Annotated in this window: 21 protein-coding genes; 11 read left to right on the top strand and 10 right to left on the bottom strand. The window is 35.2% G+C overall.

Annotated elements, in window-relative coordinates:
- Positions 1-265: 265 nt before the first annotated feature.
- Entirely contained in the window at positions 266-802 is a 537-nt protein-coding gene (gmhB, locus tag H3T96_RS13770) for a D-glycero-beta-D-manno-heptose 1,7-bisphosphate 7-phosphatase (protein WP_144093331.1), read from the bottom strand.
- A gap of 116 nt (positions 803-918) precedes the next feature.
- Between gmhB and metN the strand changes: the two genes are divergently transcribed.
- From metN to tsaA, 4 genes are all read left to right on the top strand, one after another.
- Positions 919-1950, top strand: a complete 1032-nt coding sequence (gene metN / locus H3T96_RS13765; protein WP_039129940.1) for a methionine ABC transporter ATP-binding protein MetN — start codon at positions 919-921, stop codon at positions 1948-1950.
- A gap of 112 nt (positions 1951-2062) precedes the next feature.
- Positions 2063-2704 carry a methionine ABC transporter permease gene (locus tag H3T96_RS13760; RefSeq protein ID WP_086326874.1) on the top strand — a complete coding sequence of 214 codons (642 nt, stop codon included), beginning with the start codon at positions 2063-2065 and terminating at the stop codon, positions 2702-2704.
- Between the two features lie 14 nt (positions 2705-2718).
- The gene (locus H3T96_RS13755; protein WP_144093333.1) at positions 2719-3618 is read left to right on the top strand and encodes a MetQ/NlpA family ABC transporter substrate-binding protein; all 900 of its coding nucleotides are present in this window, start codon (positions 2719-2721) and stop codon (positions 3616-3618) included.
- A 119-nt stretch (positions 3619-3737) separates the two neighbouring features.
- Complete coding sequence (tsaA, locus tag H3T96_RS13750; protein WP_198248672.1) at positions 3738-4454, top strand: tRNA (N6-threonylcarbamoyladenosine(37)-N6)-methyltransferase TrmO; 717 nt, start codon at positions 3738-3740, stop codon at positions 4452-4454.
- A gap of 317 nt (positions 4455-4771) precedes the next feature.
- Here the strand turns inward: tsaA and hslO are convergent, their stop codons facing one another.
- The 3 genes from hslO to H3T96_RS13735 all read right to left on the bottom strand — a co-directional run bounded on the left by hslO (position 4772) and on the right by H3T96_RS13735 (position 7746).
- Positions 4772-5635, bottom strand: a complete 864-nt coding sequence (gene hslO / locus H3T96_RS13745) for an Hsp33 family molecular chaperone HslO (RefSeq protein WP_198248671.1) — start codon at positions 5633-5635, stop codon at positions 4772-4774.
- Between the two features lies 1 nt (position 5636).
- Positions 5637-6035 (bottom strand): ribosome-associated heat shock protein Hsp15, encoded by a 399-nt coding sequence (gene hslR / locus H3T96_RS13740; RefSeq protein ID WP_144093338.1) that lies wholly within the window; start codon positions 6033-6035, stop codon positions 5637-5639.
- A gap of 103 nt (positions 6036-6138) precedes the next feature.
- The gene (locus tag H3T96_RS13735) at positions 6139-7746 is read right to left on the bottom strand and encodes a hypothetical protein (RefSeq protein WP_144093340.1); all 1608 of its coding nucleotides are present in this window, start codon (positions 7744-7746) and stop codon (positions 6139-6141) included.
- A 225-nt stretch (positions 7747-7971) separates the two neighbouring features.
- On the opposite strand from H3T96_RS13735, the gene greA reads away from it, so the two are divergent.
- Complete coding sequence (gene greA / locus H3T96_RS13730; protein ID WP_065559646.1) at positions 7972-8448, top strand: transcription elongation factor GreA; 477 nt, start codon at positions 7972-7974, stop codon at positions 8446-8448.
- Between the two features lie 37 nt (positions 8449-8485).
- On the opposite strand, the gene yhbY is transcribed toward greA, so the two are convergent.
- Positions 8486-8779, bottom strand: a complete 294-nt coding sequence (yhbY, locus tag H3T96_RS13725; RefSeq protein ID WP_086327269.1) for a ribosome assembly RNA-binding protein YhbY — start codon at positions 8777-8779, stop codon at positions 8486-8488.
- A gap of 98 nt (positions 8780-8877) precedes the next feature.
- Here yhbY and rlmE point away from each other — a divergent pair, with 98 nt between their 5' ends.
- From rlmE to folP, 3 genes are all read left to right on the top strand, one after another.
- A complete protein-coding gene (gene rlmE / locus H3T96_RS13720) occupies positions 8878-9504 on the top strand; it encodes a 23S rRNA (uridine(2552)-2'-O)-methyltransferase RlmE (protein WP_144093342.1) in 627 nt (208 codons plus the stop codon).
- Positions 9505-9579: 75 nt separating this feature from the next.
- Positions 9580-11460: an ATP-dependent zinc metalloprotease FtsH gene (gene ftsH, locus H3T96_RS13715; protein WP_216355798.1), complete on the top strand. Its 1881-nt coding sequence runs from the start codon at positions 9580-9582 to the stop codon at positions 11458-11460.
- Positions 11461-11574: 114 nt separating this feature from the next.
- A complete protein-coding gene (gene folP, locus H3T96_RS13710) occupies positions 11575-12411 on the top strand; it encodes a dihydropteroate synthase (RefSeq protein ID WP_086327272.1) in 837 nt (278 codons plus the stop codon).
- Positions 12412-12839: 428 nt separating this feature from the next.
- Here folP and ubiA read toward each other — a convergent pair whose 3' ends face one another.
- The 5 genes from ubiA to H3T96_RS13685 form a co-directional block, all read right to left on the bottom strand.
- Positions 12840-13670, bottom strand: a complete 831-nt coding sequence (ubiA, locus tag H3T96_RS13705; RefSeq protein ID WP_086326324.1) for a 4-hydroxybenzoate octaprenyltransferase — start codon at positions 13668-13670, stop codon at positions 12840-12842.
- Positions 13671-13787: 117 nt separating this feature from the next.
- Positions 13788-14372 carry a molecular chaperone gene (locus H3T96_RS13700; protein WP_144093344.1) on the bottom strand — a complete coding sequence of 195 codons (585 nt, stop codon included), beginning with the start codon at positions 14370-14372 and terminating at the stop codon, positions 13788-13790.
- Positions 14373-14425: 53 nt separating this feature from the next.
- Positions 14426-15265 (bottom strand): DmsC/YnfH family molybdoenzyme membrane anchor subunit, encoded by an 840-nt coding sequence (locus H3T96_RS13695; RefSeq protein WP_186279292.1) that lies wholly within the window; start codon positions 15263-15265, stop codon positions 14426-14428.
- Between the two features lies 1 nt (position 15266).
- A complete protein-coding gene (locus H3T96_RS13690) occupies positions 15267-15881 on the bottom strand; it encodes a DMSO/selenate family reductase complex B subunit (RefSeq protein ID WP_216355799.1) in 615 nt (204 codons plus the stop codon).
- Positions 15882-15900: 19 nt separating this feature from the next.
- A complete protein-coding gene (locus tag H3T96_RS13685; RefSeq protein ID WP_144093348.1) occupies positions 15901-18354 on the bottom strand; it encodes a DMSO/selenate family reductase complex A subunit in 2454 nt (817 codons plus the stop codon).
- A gap of 238 nt (positions 18355-18592) precedes the next feature.
- On the opposite strand from H3T96_RS13685, the gene parE reads away from it, so the two are divergent.
- From parE to djlA, 3 genes are read left to right on the top strand one after another with little or no spacing between them, the layout of a single operon-like run.
- The gene (parE, locus tag H3T96_RS13680) at positions 18593-20482 is read left to right on the top strand and encodes a DNA topoisomerase IV subunit B (protein WP_086326329.1); all 1890 of its coding nucleotides are present in this window, start codon (positions 18593-18595) and stop codon (positions 20480-20482) included.
- A 27-nt stretch (positions 20483-20509) separates the two neighbouring features.
- Complete coding sequence (parC, locus tag H3T96_RS13675; protein ID WP_144093350.1) at positions 20510-22735, top strand: DNA topoisomerase IV subunit A; 2226 nt, start codon at positions 20510-20512, stop codon at positions 22733-22735.
- 4 nt (positions 22736-22739) lie between these two features.
- Positions 22740-23588 carry a co-chaperone DjlA gene (gene djlA, locus H3T96_RS13670; protein WP_144093351.1) on the top strand — a complete coding sequence of 283 codons (849 nt, stop codon included), beginning with the start codon at positions 22740-22742 and terminating at the stop codon, positions 23586-23588.
- Positions 23589-23595 lie beyond the last annotated feature (7 nt).

Genomic DNA, 23595 nt, shown 5'->3' with positions numbered 1-23595 from the left:
TGTCGCTGACGCCGTGTCAGTGGATGCGCATTATAGGCACTTTAAATTTTACTGCAAGTGTTTATTGCTATTTTTTTTCTGTTTGTGTTTTTTTTGGTCTAAATGCATTCAAAGCATACTAAAATTAGACGTTTTATATCAAATTGCCGTTTTTATTTACTTGTATAAACTATATTGCCTATCACTAAAAGAATCAGTAATGATTAAATTAATATATAAAGTATGCAGCATTCATTCTAAATGCTGCATTCAAATAATCACTAATCTAAGATTCTGCTTTTATCTTTTTTGGTAAATCCGCTAAGCTGTCAATGACCCAATCAGCTTGAGCTAATGCTTCATCCGTAACTATATCCCCAGTCTTTACTAGCACTGTTTTTTTAACACCAGCATGTTTACCTGATAATAAGTCAGAAATTCTATCACCAACCATATATGAATTAGCGATATCTATATTTAGCTCTTTAGCTGCAGTTTGAATCATACCAGGACTTGGTTTTCGACATTCGCATGTATCGACTAAAGGATCATGCGGACAGTAATAGATACCGTCTAAATCTACACCTCGATCTTGTAATGACCAATCCATCCATTCTGTTAGGACATTAAATTGTTCTTCTGTGAATTTATTTCTTGCAATCCCAGATTGGTTAGTTGTAATAACCAATAAAAAGCCCATTTTTTTCAGTTCTTGCATTGCATCAATGACACCATCAATAAAATGAAATTTATCAATTGTATGCACATAATTATAATCAATATTAATGGTTCCATCTCGATCTAAAAAAATAGCTGGTTTCATGTTAACTTTTTTCCCTTTTGCTTAGATATTCCGCGAATTTACATAGCATATTATTGATTGACTTAGATGTCTAGACGTCTTAATATTCACCTATTCACACATTGTCTTTATATATTATGATACAACTACAACATATTTCGAAAATATTTGAACATAATAATTCGCCAATTCATGCATTAAAGGACATTACAATTCATGTACCCAAAGGCAAAATTTATGGTGTTATTGGTAAGTCGGGTGCAGGAAAAAGCACGCTTATTCGCTGTGTCAATCTTTTAGAAAGACCCACGAGTGGTAAAATATTTTTTGATAACCAAGAGATAACTCATTTATCAAATCGTAAGCTTATAGAAGTACGTCGAAAAATTAGCATGATTTTTCAGCATTTCAATCTGCTTTCTTCACGCACAGTATTTGATAATATTGCATTTCCCCTTGAGCTGAATAAAACACCTAAAGCCATAATTAAACAAAAAGTTAGTGAACTTATTGATTTAGTTGGATTAACTGAAAAGGCTAATGCCTATCCAGCTAATTTATCGGGTGGTCAAAAGCAACGTGTTGCTATAGCAAGAGCGTTAGCCAGTGATCCAAAAGTTTTATTGTGTGATGAGGCAACCAGTGCACTTGACCCCGAAACAACGCGTTCTATTTTGGCATTATTAAAAGATATCAACCAAAAATTAGGTTTAACCATTTTATTAATTACCCACGAGATGGATGTTGTTAAACAAATTTGTGATCAAGTTGCTGTTATTAGTAATGGAGAATTAGTTGAGCAATCATCGGTCGGGGAAATGTTTTCACATGCAAAAACAGATATTGCGCGTCAATTTATTCAATCAACTTTACACCTTAATATTCCTGAAGATTATTTAGTAAAACTATCGCCTGAATATAAAGAAGGACTTAATCCTTTGGTTAGTTTTGAGTTTACCGGTGTTTCAGTTGATTTACCGTTATTATCACAAATTTCTAAAGAGTTTGATATTGATAGCAATATTATTAGTGCACAAATGGATTATGCAGGAGGTGTTAAATTCGGATTAATGTTAGCTGAAATAAGAGGAAACCCCAAAAGCACAGCATCAGCAATTCAGTTTTTAGAAAAAAATAACACTAAAGTAGAGGTGCTTGGCTATGTTTAATTTTATTCCATCATTTAAGCCTTTTGAGTCATTATTTAGATATTTAGCAGGACACGACTTTTGGGCAAATTTTGTAGCATTTTGTTCTTCATTTAATGGATTTAATGAAGCTATGCTATTCAAAATGGCACAAGCAACGGATGAAACATTATATATGGTTATCCTGTCCGGTTTTTGGGGGACAGTAATAGGTTTACCCATTGGTATATTACTTTATACCACCCGTAAAGGACAAATTTTAGATTGTTATACAGCCAATAGCACGCTTTCATTTATTACTAATGTGTTTCGTTCCATACCTTTTATTATATTAATTGTTTGGATTATTCCATTTACTACAATTTTAATGGGAACTTTTATCGGTAAACAAGCAGCGGTGGTTCCATTAAGTATTGGTGTATCGCCATTAATTGCACGTATGATTGAAAATGCGTTATTGGATGTACCTAAAGGACTAATTGAGGCGGCTCGCTCAATGGGCGCAACCCCATTACAAATTATATATAAAGTTCTATTACCTGAATCATTACCGGTAATAGTCAACAGCATGACGATCACATTAATTACTCTTACTGGATATATTGCTATGGCTGGAGCCGTTGGTGCCGGTGGTTTAGGTCAACTTGCGATTCAATATGGTTACAACGGCTACAAGCCTGCTATAATGAATACAGTTTTAATTATATTAATTGTTATTGTTTTTATTATACAATTTATCGGCAATAGGATTGTCAAACGCGTTACGCATCACTAATTTTGGAGGAATTTATGTCTATTAAAAAGTTAGCACTCATTACCACATTGGTAAGTTCATTTTTTTTAACTGGTTGCGATGATAAGCAATCAACAGTTTCAGATAATAAATCAGAAGAACCGACTAAAGTTAGTATGGTTAAAGTAGGCGTTATTTCTGGTCCTGAACAAGAAGTTGCAGAAGTTGTTAAGCAACAAGCCAAAGATCTTTATAACCTAGATGTTGAACTGGTTATTTTTAATGATTATGTTACACCAAACCAAGCATTAAATGATGGCTTAATCGATATTAATGCTTTTCAACATAAACCTTATTTAGATGAACAAATAAAAGAACGCGACTATAAACTCTCTGTTGTCGGTAACTCATTTGTTTACCCTATTGCTAGCTATTCCCATAAATTAAAACCAATTGATAACACAACTGAAACAGGTGAAGGTGTAAAAGTAACTTCACCTCGTGGTGAAACTTTCTTTATTGCAGCTAATTCAACTATTGCTATTCCAAATGATCCAACCAATTTAGGTCGTGCATTACTCTTACTACAACACGAGGGAATGATTACTGTTGATAAAACCAAAGGTTTACTACCAACCGTTCTTGATATCACAAATAATCCTTATAATTACAAAATTGTTGAGCTTGAAGCTCCAATGCTACCGCGTTCATTAGATGATGCACAAATTGATCTTGCTATTATCAATAATGCCTTTGCAGGACAAGCAAATTTAACACCAAGCAAAGATGGTATATTTGTTGAAGATAAAGAATCACCTTATGTTAATATTATTGTAGCCCGAGAAGCTGACAAAGATAATGAGAACGTCAAAAACTTTGTTAAAGCCTATCAAACCGATGCAGTAGCACAAAAAGCCGATCAAATTTTCAATGGCGGTGCAATTCGCGGTTGGTAATGATTTATCAATTATCAACTATAAATATCTTTCCGCTGACCAATAAATCAGCGGAAAGATAATATAGAAAGAATCAATAAAACTATTTAAATTTTGCCATCAATGAATAAAAATCTTAAATAATGACATATCAAATCAAACCTATCGGTATTATTCACTCCCCCTACAGCGAAAAATTTGCTGTCCCTCGACAACCCAATTTAGTTACCGCAGGTCAAGGCGAACTTCATCTATTAGCACCATATAATAATCCTGTTAGTGTTAAAGGATTAGAACAATTTTCACATTTATGGCTATTATTTCAGTTTCATCATATTGAGCCAGAAAAGTGGCGTTTAGCTGTGCGTCCACCGCGCTTAGGCGGTAATAAAACATTAGGTGTATTTGCTACCAGATCACCTTTTCGCCCCAATCATATTGGACTTTCAGCTGTCGAATTAAAAGATATTGTCATTAAAAATAAGCAAATTATTTTGAAATTAGGCAGTATTGATTTAGTTGATGGCACGCCAATTATCGATATTAAACCTTACATACCCTATTGTGATAGTTACCCTACAGCTATTGCTGGTTATGCTCAAGCAGAGCCAGAGAGAAAAATCACAGTTGAATTTTCACCGCAAGCACAATTGATTCTAACTTCATACCTATCAACTTACCCACACCTTACAGAATTAATTACGCAGGTTATTTCTCAAGATCCAAGACCTGCATATAAACAAAATAATATTGAGCAACAAGAATATGGACTGACACTTTATCAATTTAATATAAAATGCAAAATCAGTAACCAACACGCAATTGTTGAAGATATTACTATAGATAAGAAGAAATAGATAAAACTTGTCACTTTTTATTGATAAAGAACAAAGGTATCAGCTTTGAATAATTTTTAATAATTGGCGATAAATCTAATAGCCTATTAAATAATAAAGCATTAACTTTTATCAAAAATTTTCAAATTAATACCTTGTTTTAAGATACTTAACTAAAAATTCATTTGTAAAGATGATTTACAAAAATATCATCTAAATAAATAAAAAAGACTGGTATATTTACATAACTTTGATACATTAAATACGGGTTTAATTTCCCTATATTTCCCTTAACCACTAAAATTTCATAAATTTTAGTGGTTCTTTTAAACGAAATATTAATGGTATTGAGGATTTTGTTTATTTCTCATTTGAGCGATATCAATCGCATCAAAGATGTAATGCTTTCCACAATAATCACAATGAATATCAATCTTTCCATCATCTTCATTTAGAATTTCATCAATTTCGTTAGCGGGTAAAGTCATTAAACTATCTTCACAGCGTTGACGAGAGCATCCACATTTAAAAATAATATTATGAGTTTCAAAAAGCCTAACTTCTTCTTGATTGTAAAGACGATATAAAATTTCTTCAGTTGATAGCCTGAATAACTCATCACTAGTAATTGTTTCAGTCAAAGCGCTAAGATGCTCAAATGAATCGGTTGCATTTTCATTGCTAGGTAAAACTTGCAGTAAAATTCCTGAAGCCATTAACTTACCTTCAAATAAACCTGTTTTAACAAACAGCCTCGTTGGTAACTGTTCTGACTGCATAAAATAGTTTTCTATACAGCCTATTAAGGAATCTTTTTCCAAACCAACTATACCTTGATAGCGTTCGCCATTTTTAGGTGTAATTGTGATAACTATATAGCCATTACCTACCATATCTTTAAGTGAAGCATTATCAGCGATACTACTATTAATTCGAGCAACACCACGCAACTCTTGCTGATTATTACCATTAACTACAGCTAAAGTGAGTGGTCCATCACCCTGTAATTGTACAGCAATATCACCTTCAAATTTTAAAGTGGCAGTTAATAAGCTGGTTGCAACTAATAATTCGCCTAATAACTTTTGTACTGCTATTGGATAGTTATGATTATCTAAAATAGCTTGGTATGTCTGTTCAAGACGGGTAATTTCACCGCGAATAGGATGATTATCAAATAAAAATCGATTTAGAGTATCCATATTAGTTGTTGTCACCTTTTTGTCTATCATATTTAAATTTAAGCAAATTTCGTCGCTCTTTTTTATCGGGTTTTCTATTAGGATGCGGCATAGTTAATGCATTAAGCTTGCGCGCTTCTGCCATTTTATCGCGCTTAGCAATACTATCGAGGGTTTCTCGATAAAGAAATTGGGCTTCAGTGGCAGTTCTTCTTTGACTGCTAATAGCCAAAATTTGAATCGTTTTTTGTTCAGAACCCTGACGAAGGGTCAACATTGCCCCAACTTCAACAATTTTACTTGGTTTAGCACGTTGCCCATTGTAGTGAACTTTACCACCATCAATCATTTCTCTGGCTAGAGAACGGGTTTTATAAAACCTTGCAGCCCACAGCCATTTATCTAATCTTACTAACTCCATCACCACCTCATGTAATTTTATTATCAAAGCCAGTTTGATATTAAAATTGATACAACCAATAAAATAGTTTGTTACAAATTATATAAGATTGCTTTTTTTAAAATCAATGTTGGGGGTTAACAATAAACTCATTACCATTTGTTAAAAATGTACCGGATAAACCAAATGGTGAAATATCACCATGTAAATCGGCATTATAATTGAAAGTGTTAGGAGGTTCTTTAACTAACTTCCATTCGTCAAGAAGTAAACTGCTTATACCGTATGCTGAGATGTGCAATGATAAAAACTCAGTTTGCAATGGATTAACTTTGGCAACAGCCTCAACCATTCCATTACTTACTAATGAACTAAAATTCAATAAGGTATTATACTGTGAATCAAATTTTACTACCAGATCAGGATAGTTAACATCAATCCCATTAATCGAACCTTTTTCGGCTTTTAAAAATAAAGTTCCAAAATATAAGCCAAATTTTTTATCTTTAACTAAAATTACATCGGAACCAGAAACTTCGAAATTAATTAAAGTAAATGGATAAGTTCGATTAGTATTAATTAACATGCTTGGTAACACTGTTAATTCATTGATTACAACTTGACTAAAGATGTCTGGCAATAAAAATTGCCCCAATTTTTCGGTTATTTTGCAATCAACACCCGCTAATAATAACTTACTTAAATATAATGAGTTATTCTTCCATATACCCGAAAAATTCACATTGCCATTATTCCAAGTTGCCATTGCTTTTTGGATATCGACTTGTTGATCATCTAATGCTAATTGAAGCAATACCGATGAAAACGTATTATTATGCCAAACAACGCTATCAGCATTAAAAATAATAGAACCATCCTCAACATGCCATCGATCATCATATCGTAGGTTAGCTGTTTCAAAATTTCCTTTATCAATAATTAAAGACGGCAACTGTATACTGCTTTCAAAAATAGACAACTGATGAAGCGTTAGTTTTGGTAATGCAGATAAATATTTATCAAAATAATTATCATCCGTTGTTTGGAAATGAATATTGCTTACTTTCAATTGTTCAATATCCAAACTATTATCTGATAATATTTTTAATTTACTCACAAAGAAACCTTCATCAAAATTCCCACCTAAATTAGTGATAGATGTAATATTATCGCGATGAAATCCTTGAATAAGAACTTTATTCATTGGTAGCTGGTTAAGGGAAACATATTGTGAAGTCAGATCAAACTGATAATTTCCATCACCGGATGAACTAAATGGTTTAATACCACCATTTAATTGTTGTAAAGATAAATTTATTGGCCCATTATTAAAGGAAGTATTAACGGTAGAGTCAACGAGTTTTAACGTATCTGCTGTAAAATTATCATGCTTAATATCTGGATCATAATTAATTACACCATTTATAACAGTAATATACTTAAAATGGTTCAATTGCCAAAGATTATTTTTATCTAATCCAATAACTAATTTAGGAATTCTAACTATTTCCTGTTTTTCATTACTAATAATTACATTATCAAATGATAATTCATATAAATTTGCAAATGAATGATGAATATTATCAATTGATATAGTATAAGAACTTAATTTTGACAATTGTTGACTGGCTAATTTTGCGCCAAATGAAGTCTGTAGAAAAAAATAAGGTAAAAAAATCAAAAAACAAACAATTGTCGATAAAATAATTATAAAAAGTTTTAATCGTCGCATAAATAGACTAATCACTAAAATAAATTATTTAATAATTACATTACGATACCTCATTTTAATTAAAATAGCATCTGATTTCGATACAAATGATTTGTGATTAAGTCAGTTTTAAAGTTAATATATAAAAATAAGTGTATTTAAAATAAAATAAATAACTTTTCTACTGTATATAAAGGTAGGCTTGCTATTTTTTATTTGTTAAAAAGTAAAACGGGAGAAACAGAGATGAAACAAATCCCAATGACGGTAAAGGGAGCAGAATTATTACGTGCGGAATTGGAAGAGCTGAAAAACGTTAAACGACCGCAAATTACAGCAGCCATTGCCGAAGCTAGAGCACACGGGGATTTAAAAGAAAATGCCGAATATCATGCAGCAAGAGAACAACAAGGTTTTTGCGAAGGGCGTATTCAAGAAATCGAAGGTAAATTATCACAAGCGCAAATTATCGACATTACTAAAGTGAAAAATACTGGAAGAATAATTTTCGGTGCAACGGTTACAGTAATAAATGTAGATACGGATGAAGAAACCACCTATCGAATCGTTGGTGATGATGAAGCTGATTATAGACAAAATCTTATTTCGGTCAACTCTCCGATTGCAAGAGGACTAATAGGCAAAGAAGATGGTGATACAGTACAAATAAAAACACCTGGCGGTGATGTCGAATTTGATATTGTTAAAGTTGAATATATTTAAATTAAAAAATGTACAGGGCTTATACGCCCTGTTACAATTATTTAGGTAATGCGATTTTCTTCTCTTCACTTGGTCTAAAAATAGTAAAAATCGATCCAACTTGTTGAACAGCTAGCGCATCTGTTTCGCGAATAATGGCTTCACAAATTAACTTTTTAGTTTCACGGTCTTCTGCGGATATCTTAATTTTGATTAATTCATGGAAATTCAAGGCATTTTCAATTTCGGCTAAAACGCCCTCGGTAAATCCATTAGCACCAATCATCACAATTGGTTTAAGGTGATGAGCTTCACTTTTTAAATACTGTTTTTGTTTATTCGATAAATTCATTAATTTTTTATCACATTAAGTTGTAATTTGGCTATTTTACCCTTATATATATGAGTAATCAATTGAAGTAACCATCTTATACTAAGGATTTATTATCTGTGAGTAACAAAAAACGCTCAGCAAGTTCAACGCGTTGGCTCAATGAACATTTTAATGACCGCTTTGTGCAACAGGCACAAAAAAAAGGACTACGCTCAAGAGCATGGTTTAAATTAGAAGAAATTCAAAAAAGTGATAAATTATTCAAACCAGGTATTACTGTAGTTGATTTAGGTGCAGCGCCCGGTGGTTGGTCACAATATGTTGCCTCATTGATTGGTAATAAAGGGCGCATTATTGCATGTGATCTACTTCCTATGGATCCTATCGTTGGTGTTGACTTTTTACAGGGTGACTTTAGAGATGAACACGTTTTGAAAGCATTATTAGAACGAGTTGGAGAAGAAAAAGTCCAAGTTGTTATGTCTGATATGGCACCAAATATGAGTGGTCAACCAGCTGTTGATATACCTAGAGCAATGTACTTAGTTGAACTTGCACTTGATATGTGTAGAGATGTGCTTGCACATAATGGCAATTTCATCGTGAAAGTCTTTCAAGGAGAAGGATTTGAAGAATATTTAAAACAAGTACGCGCTATGTTTAAAACAGTCAAAATTCGTAAACCTGAAGCTTCTCGTGCAAGATCTCGAGAAGTTTATATTGTTGCAATGGGTATGAAGTAGCCAGTTTAATAAATTTGTAGTACCATACTTCGTTAATTTTGGTCGTAACTATTATTTTTATGAGAGGTTTTTCTTTTGAACGACATGGTAAAGAATTTACTGATTTGGGGAGTAATTGCTATAGTGTTAATCGCTGTATTTAACCAATTTAGCGCTATATCTAATGGTCTCCCTCAAGTTAATTATACTCAATTTAATTCTGATATTGCCAACAAAAAGCTCAAAGAAGTGCATATCAATGGACGTGAGATTACTGCTACAACCAACGGTAATGAAAATTATGTTACCTATATCCCTTATTATGATGATAAATTAATGGATGATTTGGTGCTCAATAAAGTTGCTGTATATGGCCAACCTGATGAAAGACCAAGCTTATTAGCCAATGTATTAATTTCTTGGTTTCCAATGGCAGTATTTATTGGTCTTTGGTTCTTTGTCATTCGCCAAATGAATGGGGGCGGTAAAGGCGGGCCAATGGCGATCGGCAAAAGTAAAGCCCGCATGTTAACTCCCGATCAGGTCAAAACCAAATTCACTGATGTTGCTGGCAGCGAAGAAGCTAAGCAAGAGGTAACTGAGGTCGTTGATTTCTTACGTGATCCTGGTAAATATCAAAAATTAGGGGGGCGAATTCCAAAAGGAATTCTAATGGTTGGGCCTCCAGGTACAGGTAAAACCTTACTGGCAAAAGCGATAGCTGGCGAAGCCAATGTACCATTCTTCAGTATTTCAGGTTCTGATTTTGTTGAAATGTTTGTCGGTGTAGGAGCATCCCGTGTAAGAGATCTCTTTGATCAAGCTCGTAAACACGCTCCTTGTATTATTTTTATCGACGAAATCGATGCCGTTGGACGCAAACGTGGTGCAGGTTCAATGGGTGGCCACGATGAACGAGAACAAACATTAAACCAAATGTTGGTTGAAATGGATGGGTTTGAAACCAATAGTGGCATTATCATTATCGCTGCAACTAACCGAGTGGATATACTTGATCCTGCTTTACTCCGTCCTGGTCGTTTTGACCGACAAGTACAAATTGGTTTACCTGACATGAAAGGACGCGAACAAATTTTAGCCGTACATGTGCGTAAAATTCCACTAGGGTCTGATGTTGATTTATCGGTATTAGCACGAGGTACACCAGGTTATTCAGGTGCAGAACTAGCCAATTTAGTTAATGAAGCTGCTTTATTTGCTGCTCGACGTAATAAACGTCTTGTCACCATGGATGAATTTGAAGAAGCCAAAGACAAAATCAATATGGGTACAGAAAGACGTTCATTAACCATGACCCAAGAACAACTTGTCTCAACGGCTTATCACGAAGCTGGACATGCGATTATTGGCTATTTAATGCCTGATCACGATCCAATCCACAAAGTGACCATTATTCCTCGTGGACGCGCCTTAGGTGTGACTTTCTTTTTACCAGAAGGTGACCGAGTAAGTGAAAGTCGAGAAAAATTAGAGGGCGATATTGCAACACTTTATGGTGGTCGACTTGCAGAAGAGTTAATCTACGGTACAGATAAAGTATCGACAGGCGCATCAAATGATATTAAAGTTGCAACTCAGTATGCGAGGGCAATGGTCACACAATGGGGCTTTTCTGAGCGTTTAGGACCATTATTTTATGAAATGGATGAAAATTCAGCCTATGGGCGTCCTAAAGATATTTCAGATGAAACAGCTCGAATCATTGATGAAGAAGTCAAAGCGATAATCGATCGTAATTACCAACGAGCCCGCCAAATATTAACGGATAATATTGATGTACTTCATGCAATGAAAGATGCATTAATGAAATATGAAACTATTGGTTCAAAACAAGTTGCAGATTTAATTGCACGCCGTCCAGTTTCTGTCCCAGATGATTGGACAGAAGGTGATGAAAAAGCAGCAAACAAAATTCCAAATGAGGGTAGTACAACCCCACCTCAACCAGAAAGTTAATTTGCTCATAAGATATAAACATAACGCGCTACGGCGCGTTTTTCATAGTTAAAGATTTTATAACGCTATAGATTAAAAAATAATTATCAAGATTCAATTAAATAAGGCACAATTATGGAAATTCGATTTAAAAATCAGATAATGGATCTTTCATTTCCACAAGTAATGGGTATTGTTAATATGACACCCGATTCATTTTCTGATGGAGGTAATTACAATAATCTTGATGATGCTATGCGCCGAGTTGACAGTATGATTCAATCAGGTGCAACATTCATTGATGTGGGTGGTGAATCAACTCGTCCAGGTGCGGCTGAAGTATCGGTTGAAGAAGAGTTGGATCGTGTTATACCTTTGGTTGAAAAAATTGCACGTTATTTCGATGTTTGGATTTCAGTCGATACCTCTAAACCACAAGTAATGACTGAGTCGGCAAAAGCCGGGGCTCACTTAATTAATGATATTCGAGCACTAACCGAGCCTGATGCCATTGAAGCCGCAGCAAAGACACAATTACCGGTTTGTATTATGCATATGCAAGGTGATCCAAAAACCATGCAAAATGCGCCACATTATCAACAAGACATATATCAAGAAGTGGATCAATTTTTTACTCAACATATTAACCGTTGTGTAAATGCAGGAATAGAGCGTGAAAAAATCATACTCGATCCGGGATTTGGTTTTGGTAAAACTCTACAACACAACTATCGATTATTAGCTAAATTAAACAACTTTCACCATTTTGGTTTACCGTTATTAGTCGGTATGTCACGGAAATCAATGATAGGACAAGTCTTAAATGTTGCCCCTCAAGAACGTATGATTGGTAGTGTATCTTGTGCCGTAATTGCAGCTATGCAAGGGGCACAAATTATTCGTGTTCATGATGTTAAAGAAACTTTTGATGCACTGCGAATTGTGCAAGCAACCTTAGCTGAACAAGATTAAATTAAAACCAAAATGAATTGAAAAGTGAATAATATTACCTATTGATATCTTTTTTTAATTTCTATCAAGTTCGATAAATTAAAATTTTATTGTTATATCATAATAGTTTTTATGATTAACTATACTCAAGTTTAGAATGGCTAATATTATTCAATCTAAAATATTTATGCCTATATTAGGATTTGTTCATACTACTTATTCTATCTGCCAATATTGTATACCATTTGAAACAAACTTATTAAAAAAGAAACAGGATTGAAATTAATTCTGGTCTTTTTAATAAATAAATCAATAAACAATGAAAAATAGTTGGATAAACGACGTTAGATAGATCATTACTTTCACTAACGTCTTATCTTATTGGAATTATTTATTTTACTACTCATTTTGAAGTAAAAATCGATAACAATATTACTTTTAATAAATATTTATGCCGCAAATATCCCAATAAATACAACCAAACCGACATAATTATTATTCATAAAAGCTTTAAAACAATTTGTTCTGTCACGATCTTTAATTAACCATTGTTGATAAATAAACAGCAATACCGTCAATAATAGACCAAAATAATAAAAAGCAGATAACTGATTGATTTTACCAATAGCCAATAAGCTAATAAGCATAATTGCCTGTAGCACTCCAATAATTAACTTGTCATATTGACCAAATAAAATGGCTGTCGACTTAATACCAATTTTTACATCGTCATTACGATCAACCATGGCATACTCCGTATCATAAGCAACTGTCCAACAAATATTTGCAACACAAAGTAACCAACACGTTAATGGGAATTGTTCTATTGTTGCTGCATACGCCATCGGAATGCTCCAACTAAAGGCGATACCTAAGATAACTTGAGGAAAATGGGTGTAACGTTTCATAAAAGGATAAACCATTGCCGTTAACAATGCTAAGCAGGCTATAAACCATGATAATTTGTTTAAGATTAACAAAAGACCTAATGCCACAACTAACAGTATTAATAGCGTCCACAATGCATTTTTTTCAGTTAATGCCCCGCGTGCCAATGGACGATCCTTAGTACGATCAACATGACCATCCAAATGCCTATCAGCGTAATCATTCACAACACATCCAGCTGAACGCATGACCAGTACCCCTAAAGTAAATACAACAATGATATAAACCGGAGGATAATGGGTCGCAAGCCAAATAGCCCAAAATGTTGGCCATAATAATAGCAATGAGCCAATTGGACGATCGAGTCGCATTAGTTGTAAATAAGCTAGCATAAATAGAATTTATCCTGATAAATTATTGGAGAATTATACCGTTTATCTTAAAAGCTGCAATGCTAGGTATAAGGTATAAAAATATCTGTTTGAACAAGAATTTAATTTTTTTAATAGTTATAACAGATCTAATTCAATATTGGTTAATAATATCTGTAAATATTGTTCCGTAATCACAGCTAAAGCTTGGTAAAAAAAACTAATCTCATTGTGTTTTAAGCAATTTAAATAGGTCGAACTCCAAATTGATAGATGATCAGTAATGAGTTGCTTTGCTGCCCCTAACTGTTTTTTTTCTGCTAATAGAGCAAAAGCCATTAGCATTAACCCGAACTGATCCTCTGGTTCATTCATACCACTATTAAGCATTAAACCATTTTGTTGTAAAAATTGACGGTAACGCTCTTGTGATTCTCCCATTAATAACTTTTCTTGATCAAGATATACCGAACCCCAAGGAGGGACTGGCATACTACCTTGCCCTTCAAATAACAATGAAAACTGAAAATCAAGATCAGGGTTTTGTATTTGATCGGCTAATATTTGGCACTGCTTATTAATTAATTTATTATCTGTCCAGCTTGCTAACTCATCGATATGCAGAAGCCCATCAATCAATGGTTTAACTGTTTCGCTATTGGGTGAATAATAGAAAAATGCACCCAATAATTTTGCTAATGTGACTGAAGTTAAGTTATCCAAATTACTTAATCTCTTATTTATATATTATCGCTAATTAGTAATATTTACGATTATTATAACGGTATCGTCCATAAATTATAAAAGGCAATGCGTCCACAAAGTTCAGCGACTAAAGTGCATACAAAACCAAACAAATAAATCATCATTATTTTTTTGCTAAGCCAACTATTTAAGGCAATCAAAATCAATGCTACCAGCAATAACCCACACTGTATTGCAACCCAATGATACTGATCATAAGCCAACTGGGGAGCAATTTCGATCATTAAGTTAATATAGGGGAACTTTAATAACAGTATCAATAAAGCACCAATAAAAAAGGCAATACTACCCGTCCGATAGAATCCTAACATTGCAACCATAACCCCACCCAATACCAACATTGTGGTGTACATTTGAATTGCCGTGTAGTAAGTACCCCAAGTTTTAACCGTCGGTAACATGTAAGTTAATACAATTGTCCACACAAAAACTAAACTTAAGATCACCAACAATAGAGCAAGCATTTTACCGATATGTGGAATTTGATTAATGCGCTGGCATAAAGTGTTAATAAAGCCCCATCGATTTGAATTGTTAAGGTGCGAAAAGTAAGCAAGTATGACACAACCAAATGTCACACCAAATAATACCCCAAAGGTAAAAATCTCATTACTCATTGGTGAACGGCCAATACCGAAAATCACATTCAAAGCACGGAAAGGTTTACCTAAGTGAAATGAAGCCAGTAACATACCTAATGCCATGAAAATTAAAGCAACCAAATTAATTTTTTCGATAATCAGCGTATTATGAGTTGATCGATTAAATAAATAATTTAGACTGCCTAAAAGCACCATCCCCGCAGATAGTTGCCCAAATACAGTAAAAAATACCAGTGGTAATTCATGCATTTTAGACCTCCTCCGGATTAAGCACTTTACCAAGTGTATCACCAGATGCTTTGGCCTGTGCATGTGGTTTTATAACAATATTGGGTTTAGTCAATTGTGAATTTGGTAATGGTGCAATATTGCGTTCATCACCATATTGCTCACGTAACTTACCAATCTCATCAAAATCTAAAGCGTGTTGCGGGCATGATTCCACACATACAGGCTTTAATCCTTCTGCTACACGCTCATAACATCCATCACATTTAGACATAACTTTTTTTTGCTGATCATATTGTGGTGCGCCATAAGGACAACGCATTTCGCAGTATCGGCAACCAATACAAACATCTTGATTCACCACAACTAAGCCATCTTGCTCACGTTTATGCATTGCACCAGTTGGACATCCTTGAACGCAAGTCGGTTGTTCACAATGATTGCAAGAAATCGACAAATAGTAAGTAAAAGTATTATTTTGCCAAAGACCATCAACTTGTTGCCAATCACCACCGCCATATTCATAAACACGACGAAAATGGATACCTAAAGAGTTATCTTTCTCATCTTTGCAACTCAATTGGCAAGTTTTACAGCCCGTACATTTAGAAGAGTTAATATAGAATCCATATTGCATTTTTATCATCTCCCTGTAATTACGATGCCGTTGACATAGCTGACAATGGTTTAATTTCAACCAAATTTGTATGTTGTGGATTGGATTTAGCCAGAACAGATGGGCGCATTGAAGTTAGGCGATTGACACAACCACCAATATCAATCCCTGCTTCATTAATTTTTGCCCACAAACCTTGAGGAATTGCAATAACACCAGGCAATATACGTGGTGTGACTTTAGCAGGTATATACAATCGACCACGATCGTTATAAACCTCAACTAACTGTCCATGCTTAATCTGTCTCGGCTCTGCATCAAATGGATTAATCCAGATACTGCTCGCCACAGCTTCTCGTAATTGCGGTAGATTACTGTAACTTGAATGACAATGACCTTTAATATGAAAACCAATTAATTGTAATGGATATTTTTGTTTCTGTTGTTTATCTTCACTGCCTTCAATAGCAGGTAAATAAGCTGGAATAGGATAAAGTTTATCATCTTCATCAAACTCCCATTCATTGGCAATTTTAGCCAATGCTTCAGAATAAAGTTCAATTTTTCCTGATGGCGTATTTAATGGATTTTTAAGAGGATCATCTCTGAAGGTTTGTAAAGCAATGTGGTTATCACTATTAGCTAACTTACGATCAATGACTCCCATACCATCAGTTTCATCAAAGCTTGGTAAATTAGGCTCTTGTTTGCGGAGTTTTTCATAGCAATACTCTATCCACTCATCTTGAGTGCGACCTTGCGTGAATTTATCTTTTACTCCCATCTTTTCTGATAAATCAGTCAACACATCGTATGACGAACGATTTTCCCAAAGAGGCTTAATTGCTCGTTGCATACGAATAATATAATGATAAGCACCTGATGCATAAGAATTGTTAATCAGATCATTACTTTCCACCGATGATACATCTGGTAATAATAAATCGGCATATTTAGCCGACGCGGTCATATGAGTGTCCCAAACTAAAATAAATTCGCATTTTGATTCATCTTGTAAAATTTGGTGAGTTCGATTGAGATCTGCATGCTGATTACCAATAACATTACTTGCATAACTCCAGATAAATTTAATACCAACATCTAATTTATCTTTACCTTTTATATAAGAATTTTTGGCAGTCATGCTAAATGGTTCATCAATGGCTTTAGTCCATAAAAAGAAAGGAATACTGGTTTTAATTGGGTTAACTAGACTTAAACTTGGAACAGAATAAGTCACACTGCCCCCCCAAGTTCCTATATTGGTTCCACGCTTACCAAACTGACCTGTGATGATTGGTAATATCATGATCGCTCTTGTGGTATGTTCACCATTTTGCCAACGTTGAGGTCCCCAACCTTGGGAAATCCATGCAGCCTTAGCATTGACTATGTCGATCGCCAATTTTCGAATTTGATTTGCTGGAATGCCAGTTTTTTGAGCTGCCCATTCAGGTGTTTTTGGGGTTCTATCATCCCCCAAACCAAGAATATAAGATTTAAAATCGCTAAAAGGCGGTGCAGTATCAGGCAGTGAGTCAGCATTCCAACCCACGCAGTATCGATTGAGCATTTCATCATCAATGCGATCTTCTTCAAGTAAAGCATATCCAATTGCGGCAACCAAAGCGGCATCAGTACCGGGAATGATGGGGATCCATTCAGCATCATAACCAACTACGCTTTCACTACGTCGAGGATCGATAATGATGACCCTTGCCTTACTTTGTGATAAAGCATTAAATAACTCCGTAACTTGTCCACCACCTGACATTCGAGTTTCGGCAATATTTTGACCAAACATCACAACCAAATCAGAATGTTTTATTTGGTCTAACAAAGATTCTTTGGCATTACCATAAATATAGGGTTGAATCGCTGTTATTTGCCCACTTGAATAATCACCATGATAATTCAAAAAACCACCAATCGTATTTAAAAACCGCTTACAGGCATTACGTCCGGGGATATTTGCGCCAGTAGTACCTGTACCATATTGATAATAAATAGCCTCATTACCATACTTATCAATAGTATATTTGAGTTTATCAGCTAATAAATTAATCGCCTCATCCCATGAAATTCGCTTAAATTTACCTTCACCCCGTTTACCAACTCGCAGCATTGGATATTTTAAACGATCAGGATCATAAGTTCGCCAGCGGACAGATCGGCCACGCAAACAAGGGCGAATTTGATGCAGTCCAAAAACAGGATCATTAATACCATCTTCAGCAGAAATTTTAGTAATGATATCGTTTTTAACATGAACTTTTAGTGGGCAACGGCTTCCACAGTTGACTAAACAGGCGCTATAAAAGATTTTTTCTTGGTTAGTAGGATTAGGAATTTCATTACTACTGGTATTTTTATCCGATTCCGCATAAGCAAAAGGCATTTGCATATTACTTGTTAATGCTGCAATACTCCCGATTGCTATCGATTTTTGTAAAAAATCACGTCGACTAATTTTATTGTTTTTTGACTTACTCATTGCATTCCCTTACTTTTTATATGGGATTTATTTATCATATTACTATTAATGGAATATTAAAACTAAAAAAGCAGTATAAAGCATGATTAATTTCAAATAAATTAACTAAATAATAATTATTATCAACTAATGCACTATCTTAAAACGCTATTTGTATTTCATTATAAATTTAATATCATGCATCTTAAAGAAAGATTGGTATAATACACCCCATTTATTTAAATGAAATAGAAACGCTATGTCACAATCTACTTATAATGCCGTTGATATTGAAGTCTTAAAGGGGCTCGATCCAGTTCGACATCGCCCTGGAATGTATACTGACACGGCTCGCCCGAATCATTTAGGGCAAGAAGTCATTGATAACAGTGTCGATGAAGCTATTGCGGGACATGCTCGTCAAGTGAAAGTCACCCTTTATGAAGATAATTCTCTTGAGGTCATTGATGATGGACGAGGAATGCCGGTTGATATTCATCCTGAAGAAGGGGTGCCAGCCATTGAGCTACTACTTTGCCGTTTACATGCCGGAGGTAAATTTTCGAACAAAAATTATCAGTTCTCTGGTGGTTTGCATGGTGTAGGTATTTCCGTGGTTAATGCTTTATCCAAACGGGTAGAAGTTACTGTTAATCGCGATGGTCAAGTGTATCAAATCGCTTTTGAAAATGGTGATAAAGTTGAAGATTTACATGTAATAGGTACATGTGGTCGTCGTAACACGGGTACTAAAGTACGTTTTTGGCCAGATGAAAAGTATTTTGATTCACCTCGATTTTCAGTGCCCCGCTTAACTCATTTGCTTAAAGCGAAAGCGGTACTCTGTCCAGGTCTGGAAATTATTTTCAAAGACAAAATTAACAATACGGAACAACGCTGGTGTTATCAAGATGGCTTAAAAGATTATTTAATGGAGTCTGTTAGTGGTTACACACTATTACCTGAAGAGCCATTTACAGGTAGCCACACGGGTGAAACTGAAGCTGTCGAATGGGCTTTACTTTGGTTACCAGAAGGTGGCGAACTTTTAACAGAAAGTTATGTTAACTTAATTCCAACCATACAAGGTGGCACGCATGTTAATGGTTTGCGCCAAGGATTGCTTGATGCCATGCGGGAATTTTGTGAATTTCGAAATTTATTACCGCGCGGTTTAAAACTTACGGCTGATGATATTTGGGAACGTTGTGCATATGTATTATCAGTAAAAATGCAAGAACCACAGTTTGCTGGGCAAACCAAAGAACGCCTATCATCAAGACAAAGTGCAGCATTTGTATCTGGGATTGTTAAAGATGCATTTAGTTTATGGTTAAACCAAAATGTACAGATCGCTGAATCATTGGCAGAAATGGTCATTAGCAGTGCACAAAAACGTTTAAGAGCATCAAAGAAAGTTATTCGTAAAAAGCTCACGAGTGGCCCAGCTCTGCCAGGTAAATTGGCAGATTGTTCCTCACAAGATTTAAGTCGTACAGAACTGTTTTTAGTCGAAGGGGATTCAGCGGGAGGATCCGCTAAACAGGCACGAGATCGTGAATATCAAGCGATCATGCCTTTAAAAGGTAAAATATTAAATACTTGGGAAGTTTCATCTGACGAGGTCTTAGGTTCACAAGAGATTCATGATATTTCAGTAGCCATTGGCATCGACCCTGATAGTGATGACCTAAGCCAATTACGTTATGGTAAAATCTGTATTTTAGCTGATGCTGACTCAGACGGATTGCATATTGCCACTTTGCTTTGTGCGCTATTTGTTCGTCATTTTCGTGTTATGGTTGAACAAGGACATGTCTTTGTGGCAATGCCACCTCTTTATCGCATCGATCTAGGCAAAGAAGTACATTACGCTTTAGATGAAGAAGAAAAAGAAGGTATTTTAGATCAACTAAAACGTAAAAAAGGTAAACCGAATGTCCAACGTTTCAAAGGACTGGGTGAAATGAACCCATTACAACTACGTGAAACAACAATGGATCCTAATACCCGCCGATTAGTTCAGTTATCACTTGATAATACAGAAGAAACCATGGCATTAATGGATATGCTACTAGCCAAAAAACGTTCAGAAGATCGCCGTGAATGGTTACAAGAAAAAGGTGATCAAGTCGAACTTGATGTCTAACATAAAGAATGATTTAGAGGAACAATAATGAGTGAAATAACTCATGACGGAGTAGAAATCCAGTCACTACGTACATTTACAGAAAGTGCTTATTTAAACTACTCAATGTATGTCATTATGGATCGGGCATTACCTTTTATTGGTGACGGTCTAAAACCCGTACAACGACGTATTGTTTATGCCATGTCCGAATTAGGGCTAAATGCTCAAGCAAAATTTAAAAAATCAGCACGTACTGTTGGTGATGTGCTCGGTAAATATCACCCGCATGGTGATATTGCATGTTATGAAGCGATGGTGTTAATGGCACAGCCATTTTCTTACCGTTACCCACTAGTTGATGGTCAAGGCAACTGGGGGGCACCAGATGATCCTAAATCATTTGCTGCTATGCGTTACACTGAATCACGTTTATCAAAATATGCGGAATTATTATTGGGAGAATTAGGGCAAGGTACCGTTGATTATACACCTAACTTTGATGGTACATTGCAAGAGCCTAAAATGCTACCAGCTCGATTACCAAATATTTTATTAAATGGTACTACGGGTATTGCTGTTGGTATGGCGACAGACATTCCACCGCATAATATCCGTGAAGTAGCAAATGCTGCCATTATGTTGGCTGATAACCCTAATGCAACTTTAAGTGAAGTGATGGCTCACATTCAAGGGCCGGATTTTCCAACCGAGGCCGAAATTATTACCTCACCAGAGGATATTGCTAAAATATATAAAACAGGTCGCGGTTCAATTCGCATGCGTGCAGTTTGGAAAAAAGAAGACGGTGATATTGTTATTACCGATCTACCACATCAAGTCTCTGGTGCAAAAATTTTAGAGCAAATTGCATCGCAAATGCGGGCTAAAAAATTACCATTGATTGAAGATTTACGCGATGAGTCTGATCACGAAAATCCTACTCGATTGGTTATCGTACCTCGTTCTAATCGTGTTGATTTAGAACAAGTAATGAATCACCTTTTTGCCACCACCGATCTTGAAAAAAGCTATCGGGTAAATATGAATATGATTGGGCTAGACAATCGCCCATCAGTAAAAGGTTTGGTTGAAATTCTTACTGAATGGCTAGAATACCGTCGAGCAACTGTCATACGTCGCATAAATTATCGTTTAGACAAAGTGTTAAAGCGACTACATATTTTAGACGGTCTATTAATTGCTTTCTTAAATATTGACGAAGTGATTGAAATTATCCGTAATGAGGAAGATCCAAAAGCTGAGTTAATTCGTCGCTTTGCTCTGACCGAAATTCAAGCAGAAGCTATTTTAGAGTTAAAACTTCGTCATTTAGCCAAATTGGAAGAGATGCGAATTAAAGGTGAACAAAACGAACTTGCTAAAGAACGAGATCAGTTACAAGCGTTATTGGCTTCGCCACGAAAATTAAATAATTTAATTAAAAAAGAGCTTCAACAAGATGCCGAAAAATATGGCGATGAGCGTCGTTCACCGATTGTTGAGCGTAGTGAAGCTAAAGCTATTACAGAACAAGAACTCACCCCATCAGAACCTGTCACTGTTGTATTATCTGAAATGGGCTGGGTGAGATCAGCAAAAGGCCATGATATTGATCCTGCTGGTTTAAGTTATAAAGCTGGCGATAGTTTTAAAGTTGCAGCCAAAGGTAAAAGCAATCAACCCGTCGTATTCATTGATTCAACTGGTCGAAGTTATGCTATTGAGCCAAATACACTACCATCAGCGCGCGGACAAGGTGAACCAATAACGGGGAAACTAGCACTTCCTGCTGGAGCCACAATTGAGCACATGTTAATGTCAGCGAATGAAAATCAAAAGTTCTTGTTAGCCTCTAGCGCTGGTTATGGCTTTATTTGTCAATTCAATGATTTAGTTACTCGTAATCGTAATGGTAAAGCAATAATCAATTTACCAAACGGTGCTAAAGTGCTAACGCCAATTGAAATTCTATCTGAAGATAGCTTATTATTATCCATTACTCAAGCAGGACGAATGCTCGTCTTCCCTGTAAAAGATTTACCAGAGCTTGCAAAAGGTAAAGGTAATAAAATCATATCATTATCAGGTGCAGAAGACAGCCTTGCTTATATACGATTAATCACACCAGAAACATCCTTAACCTTATATGTTGGTAAACGCAAACTTACGCTCAATCCGGCTGATTTAGAAAAATTTAAGGCGGAACGCGCGCGTAAAGGAACGTCTTTACCACGTGGATTACAAAAAATAGATCGAATTGAGGTAATTTAATAATATGTCTTTTATTTGGGCAATAATTACAGGCTTTGTTTTAAGCATTATATTAAAATCAAATTGGGGGTTTTTACTTGGGCTATTTATTGGTCCAAAACTCTACCATGCATTTTGTAATAAATTAACTGACCAAAGCCCCAAAGGAAACCCAAGACTCTACTTAACCGTCGTTTTTGAAGTACTGGGTCATTTAGGTAAATCTAAAGGCGTTGTAACGCAAGATGATATTAATCTGGCTCGTAGATTTATGACCCAATTGCAGCTTGATAGCAATAGTCGTCAACTTGCTCAAGACTCCTTTAATCGCGGTAAGGCAAGTGATTACCCACTCAGGGCACGTTTAAGAGAGTTATATAATCAATATCGTTCTAGACGTAATGTTTTAAATATTTTCTGTGAGCAGCTTATCCAAGCAGCATTAATCGATGGTCGTTTAGATGATAAAGAGTCAGAAATACTCTTTATTGTTGCCGAGGAATTCAATATTCCACGGCATCAAATGGCGATTTACATTCAAATGATGATGGGGAGTTATCATTTCCATCAACAAAATTATAACTACCAAGAGGAACAATATAATCAATATCGGCACAGTAATAATAGCTATGGTGGTTATCAAAATAACTCTTCACAACTAAATTTACAAAATGCCTATAAAATTCTTGGCGTTGAACCATCTGATGATATTGCGACAATAAAAAGAGCTTATCGTAAATTAATGAATGAACATCATCCTGACAAGTTAGTATCTAAAGGATTACCAAAAGAGATGCTTGAAGCCGCTAAAAAACGAGCACAAGAAATTCAAGCGGCTTATGATCTAATCAAAGCCTCTCGTGGTTTTAAATAGAGACGAT

It is taken from the genome of Gilliamella sp. W8136 (assembly GCF_016101285.1).
In the GTDB taxonomy this organism is placed as follows: Bacteria; Pseudomonadota; Gammaproteobacteria; order Enterobacterales; family Orbaceae; genus Gilliamella; species Gilliamella apicola_N.
This window is presented reverse-complemented; position numbering and strand designations above follow the sequence as displayed.

Bases quoted from the DNA above. Each gene is read 5' to 3' on its own strand.
- djlA (WP_144093351.1), top strand. From the start codon at position 22,740: ATGTCTTTTATTTGGGCAATAATTACAGGCTTTGTTTTAAGCATTATA.
- ubiA (WP_086326324.1), bottom strand. From the start codon at position 13,670: ATGCTAGCTTATTTACAACTAATGCGACTCGATCGTCCAATTGGCTCA.
- H3T96_RS13760 (WP_086326874.1), top strand. From the start codon at position 2,063: ATGCTATTCAAAATGGCACAAGCAACGGATGAAACATTATATATGGTT.
- yhbY (WP_086327269.1), bottom strand. From the start codon at position 8,779: ATGAATTTATCGAATAAACAAAAACAGTATTTAAAAAGTGAAGCTCAT.
- H3T96_RS13685 (WP_144093348.1), bottom strand. From the start codon at position 18,354: ATGAGTAAGTCAAAAAACAATAAAATTAGTCGACGTGATTTTTTACAA.
- parC (WP_144093350.1), top strand. From the start codon at position 20,510: ATGAGTGAAATAACTCATGACGGAGTAGAAATCCAGTCACTACGTACA.
- H3T96_RS13690 (WP_216355799.1), bottom strand. From the start codon at position 15,881: ATGCAATATGGATTCTATATTAACTCTTCTAAATGTACGGGCTGTAAA.
- folP (WP_086327272.1), top strand. From the start codon at position 11,575: ATGGAAATTCGATTTAAAAATCAGATAATGGATCTTTCATTTCCACAA.
- H3T96_RS13695 (WP_186279292.1), bottom strand. From the start codon at position 15,265: ATGCATGAATTACCACTGGTATTTTTTACTGTATTTGGGCAACTATCT.
- greA (WP_065559646.1), top strand. From the start codon at position 7,972: ATGAAACAAATCCCAATGACGGTAAAGGGAGCAGAATTATTACGTGCG.
- hslO (WP_198248671.1), bottom strand. From the start codon at position 5,635: ATGGATACTCTAAATCGATTTTTATTTGATAATCATCCTATTCGCGGT.
- parE (WP_086326329.1), top strand. From the start codon at position 18,593: ATGTCACAATCTACTTATAATGCCGTTGATATTGAAGTCTTAAAGGGG.
- H3T96_RS13755 (WP_144093333.1), top strand. From the start codon at position 2,719: ATGTCTATTAAAAAGTTAGCACTCATTACCACATTGGTAAGTTCATTT.
- metN (WP_039129940.1), top strand. From the start codon at position 919: ATGATACAACTACAACATATTTCGAAAATATTTGAACATAATAATTCG.
- H3T96_RS13735 (WP_144093340.1), bottom strand. From the start codon at position 7,746: ATGCGACGATTAAAACTTTTTATAATTATTTTATCGACAATTGTTTGT.
- gmhB (WP_144093331.1), bottom strand. From the start codon at position 802: ATGAAACCAGCTATTTTTTTAGATCGAGATGGAACCATTAATATTGAT.
- hslR (WP_144093338.1), bottom strand. From the start codon at position 6,035: ATGGAGTTAGTAAGATTAGATAAATGGCTGTGGGCTGCAAGGTTTTAT.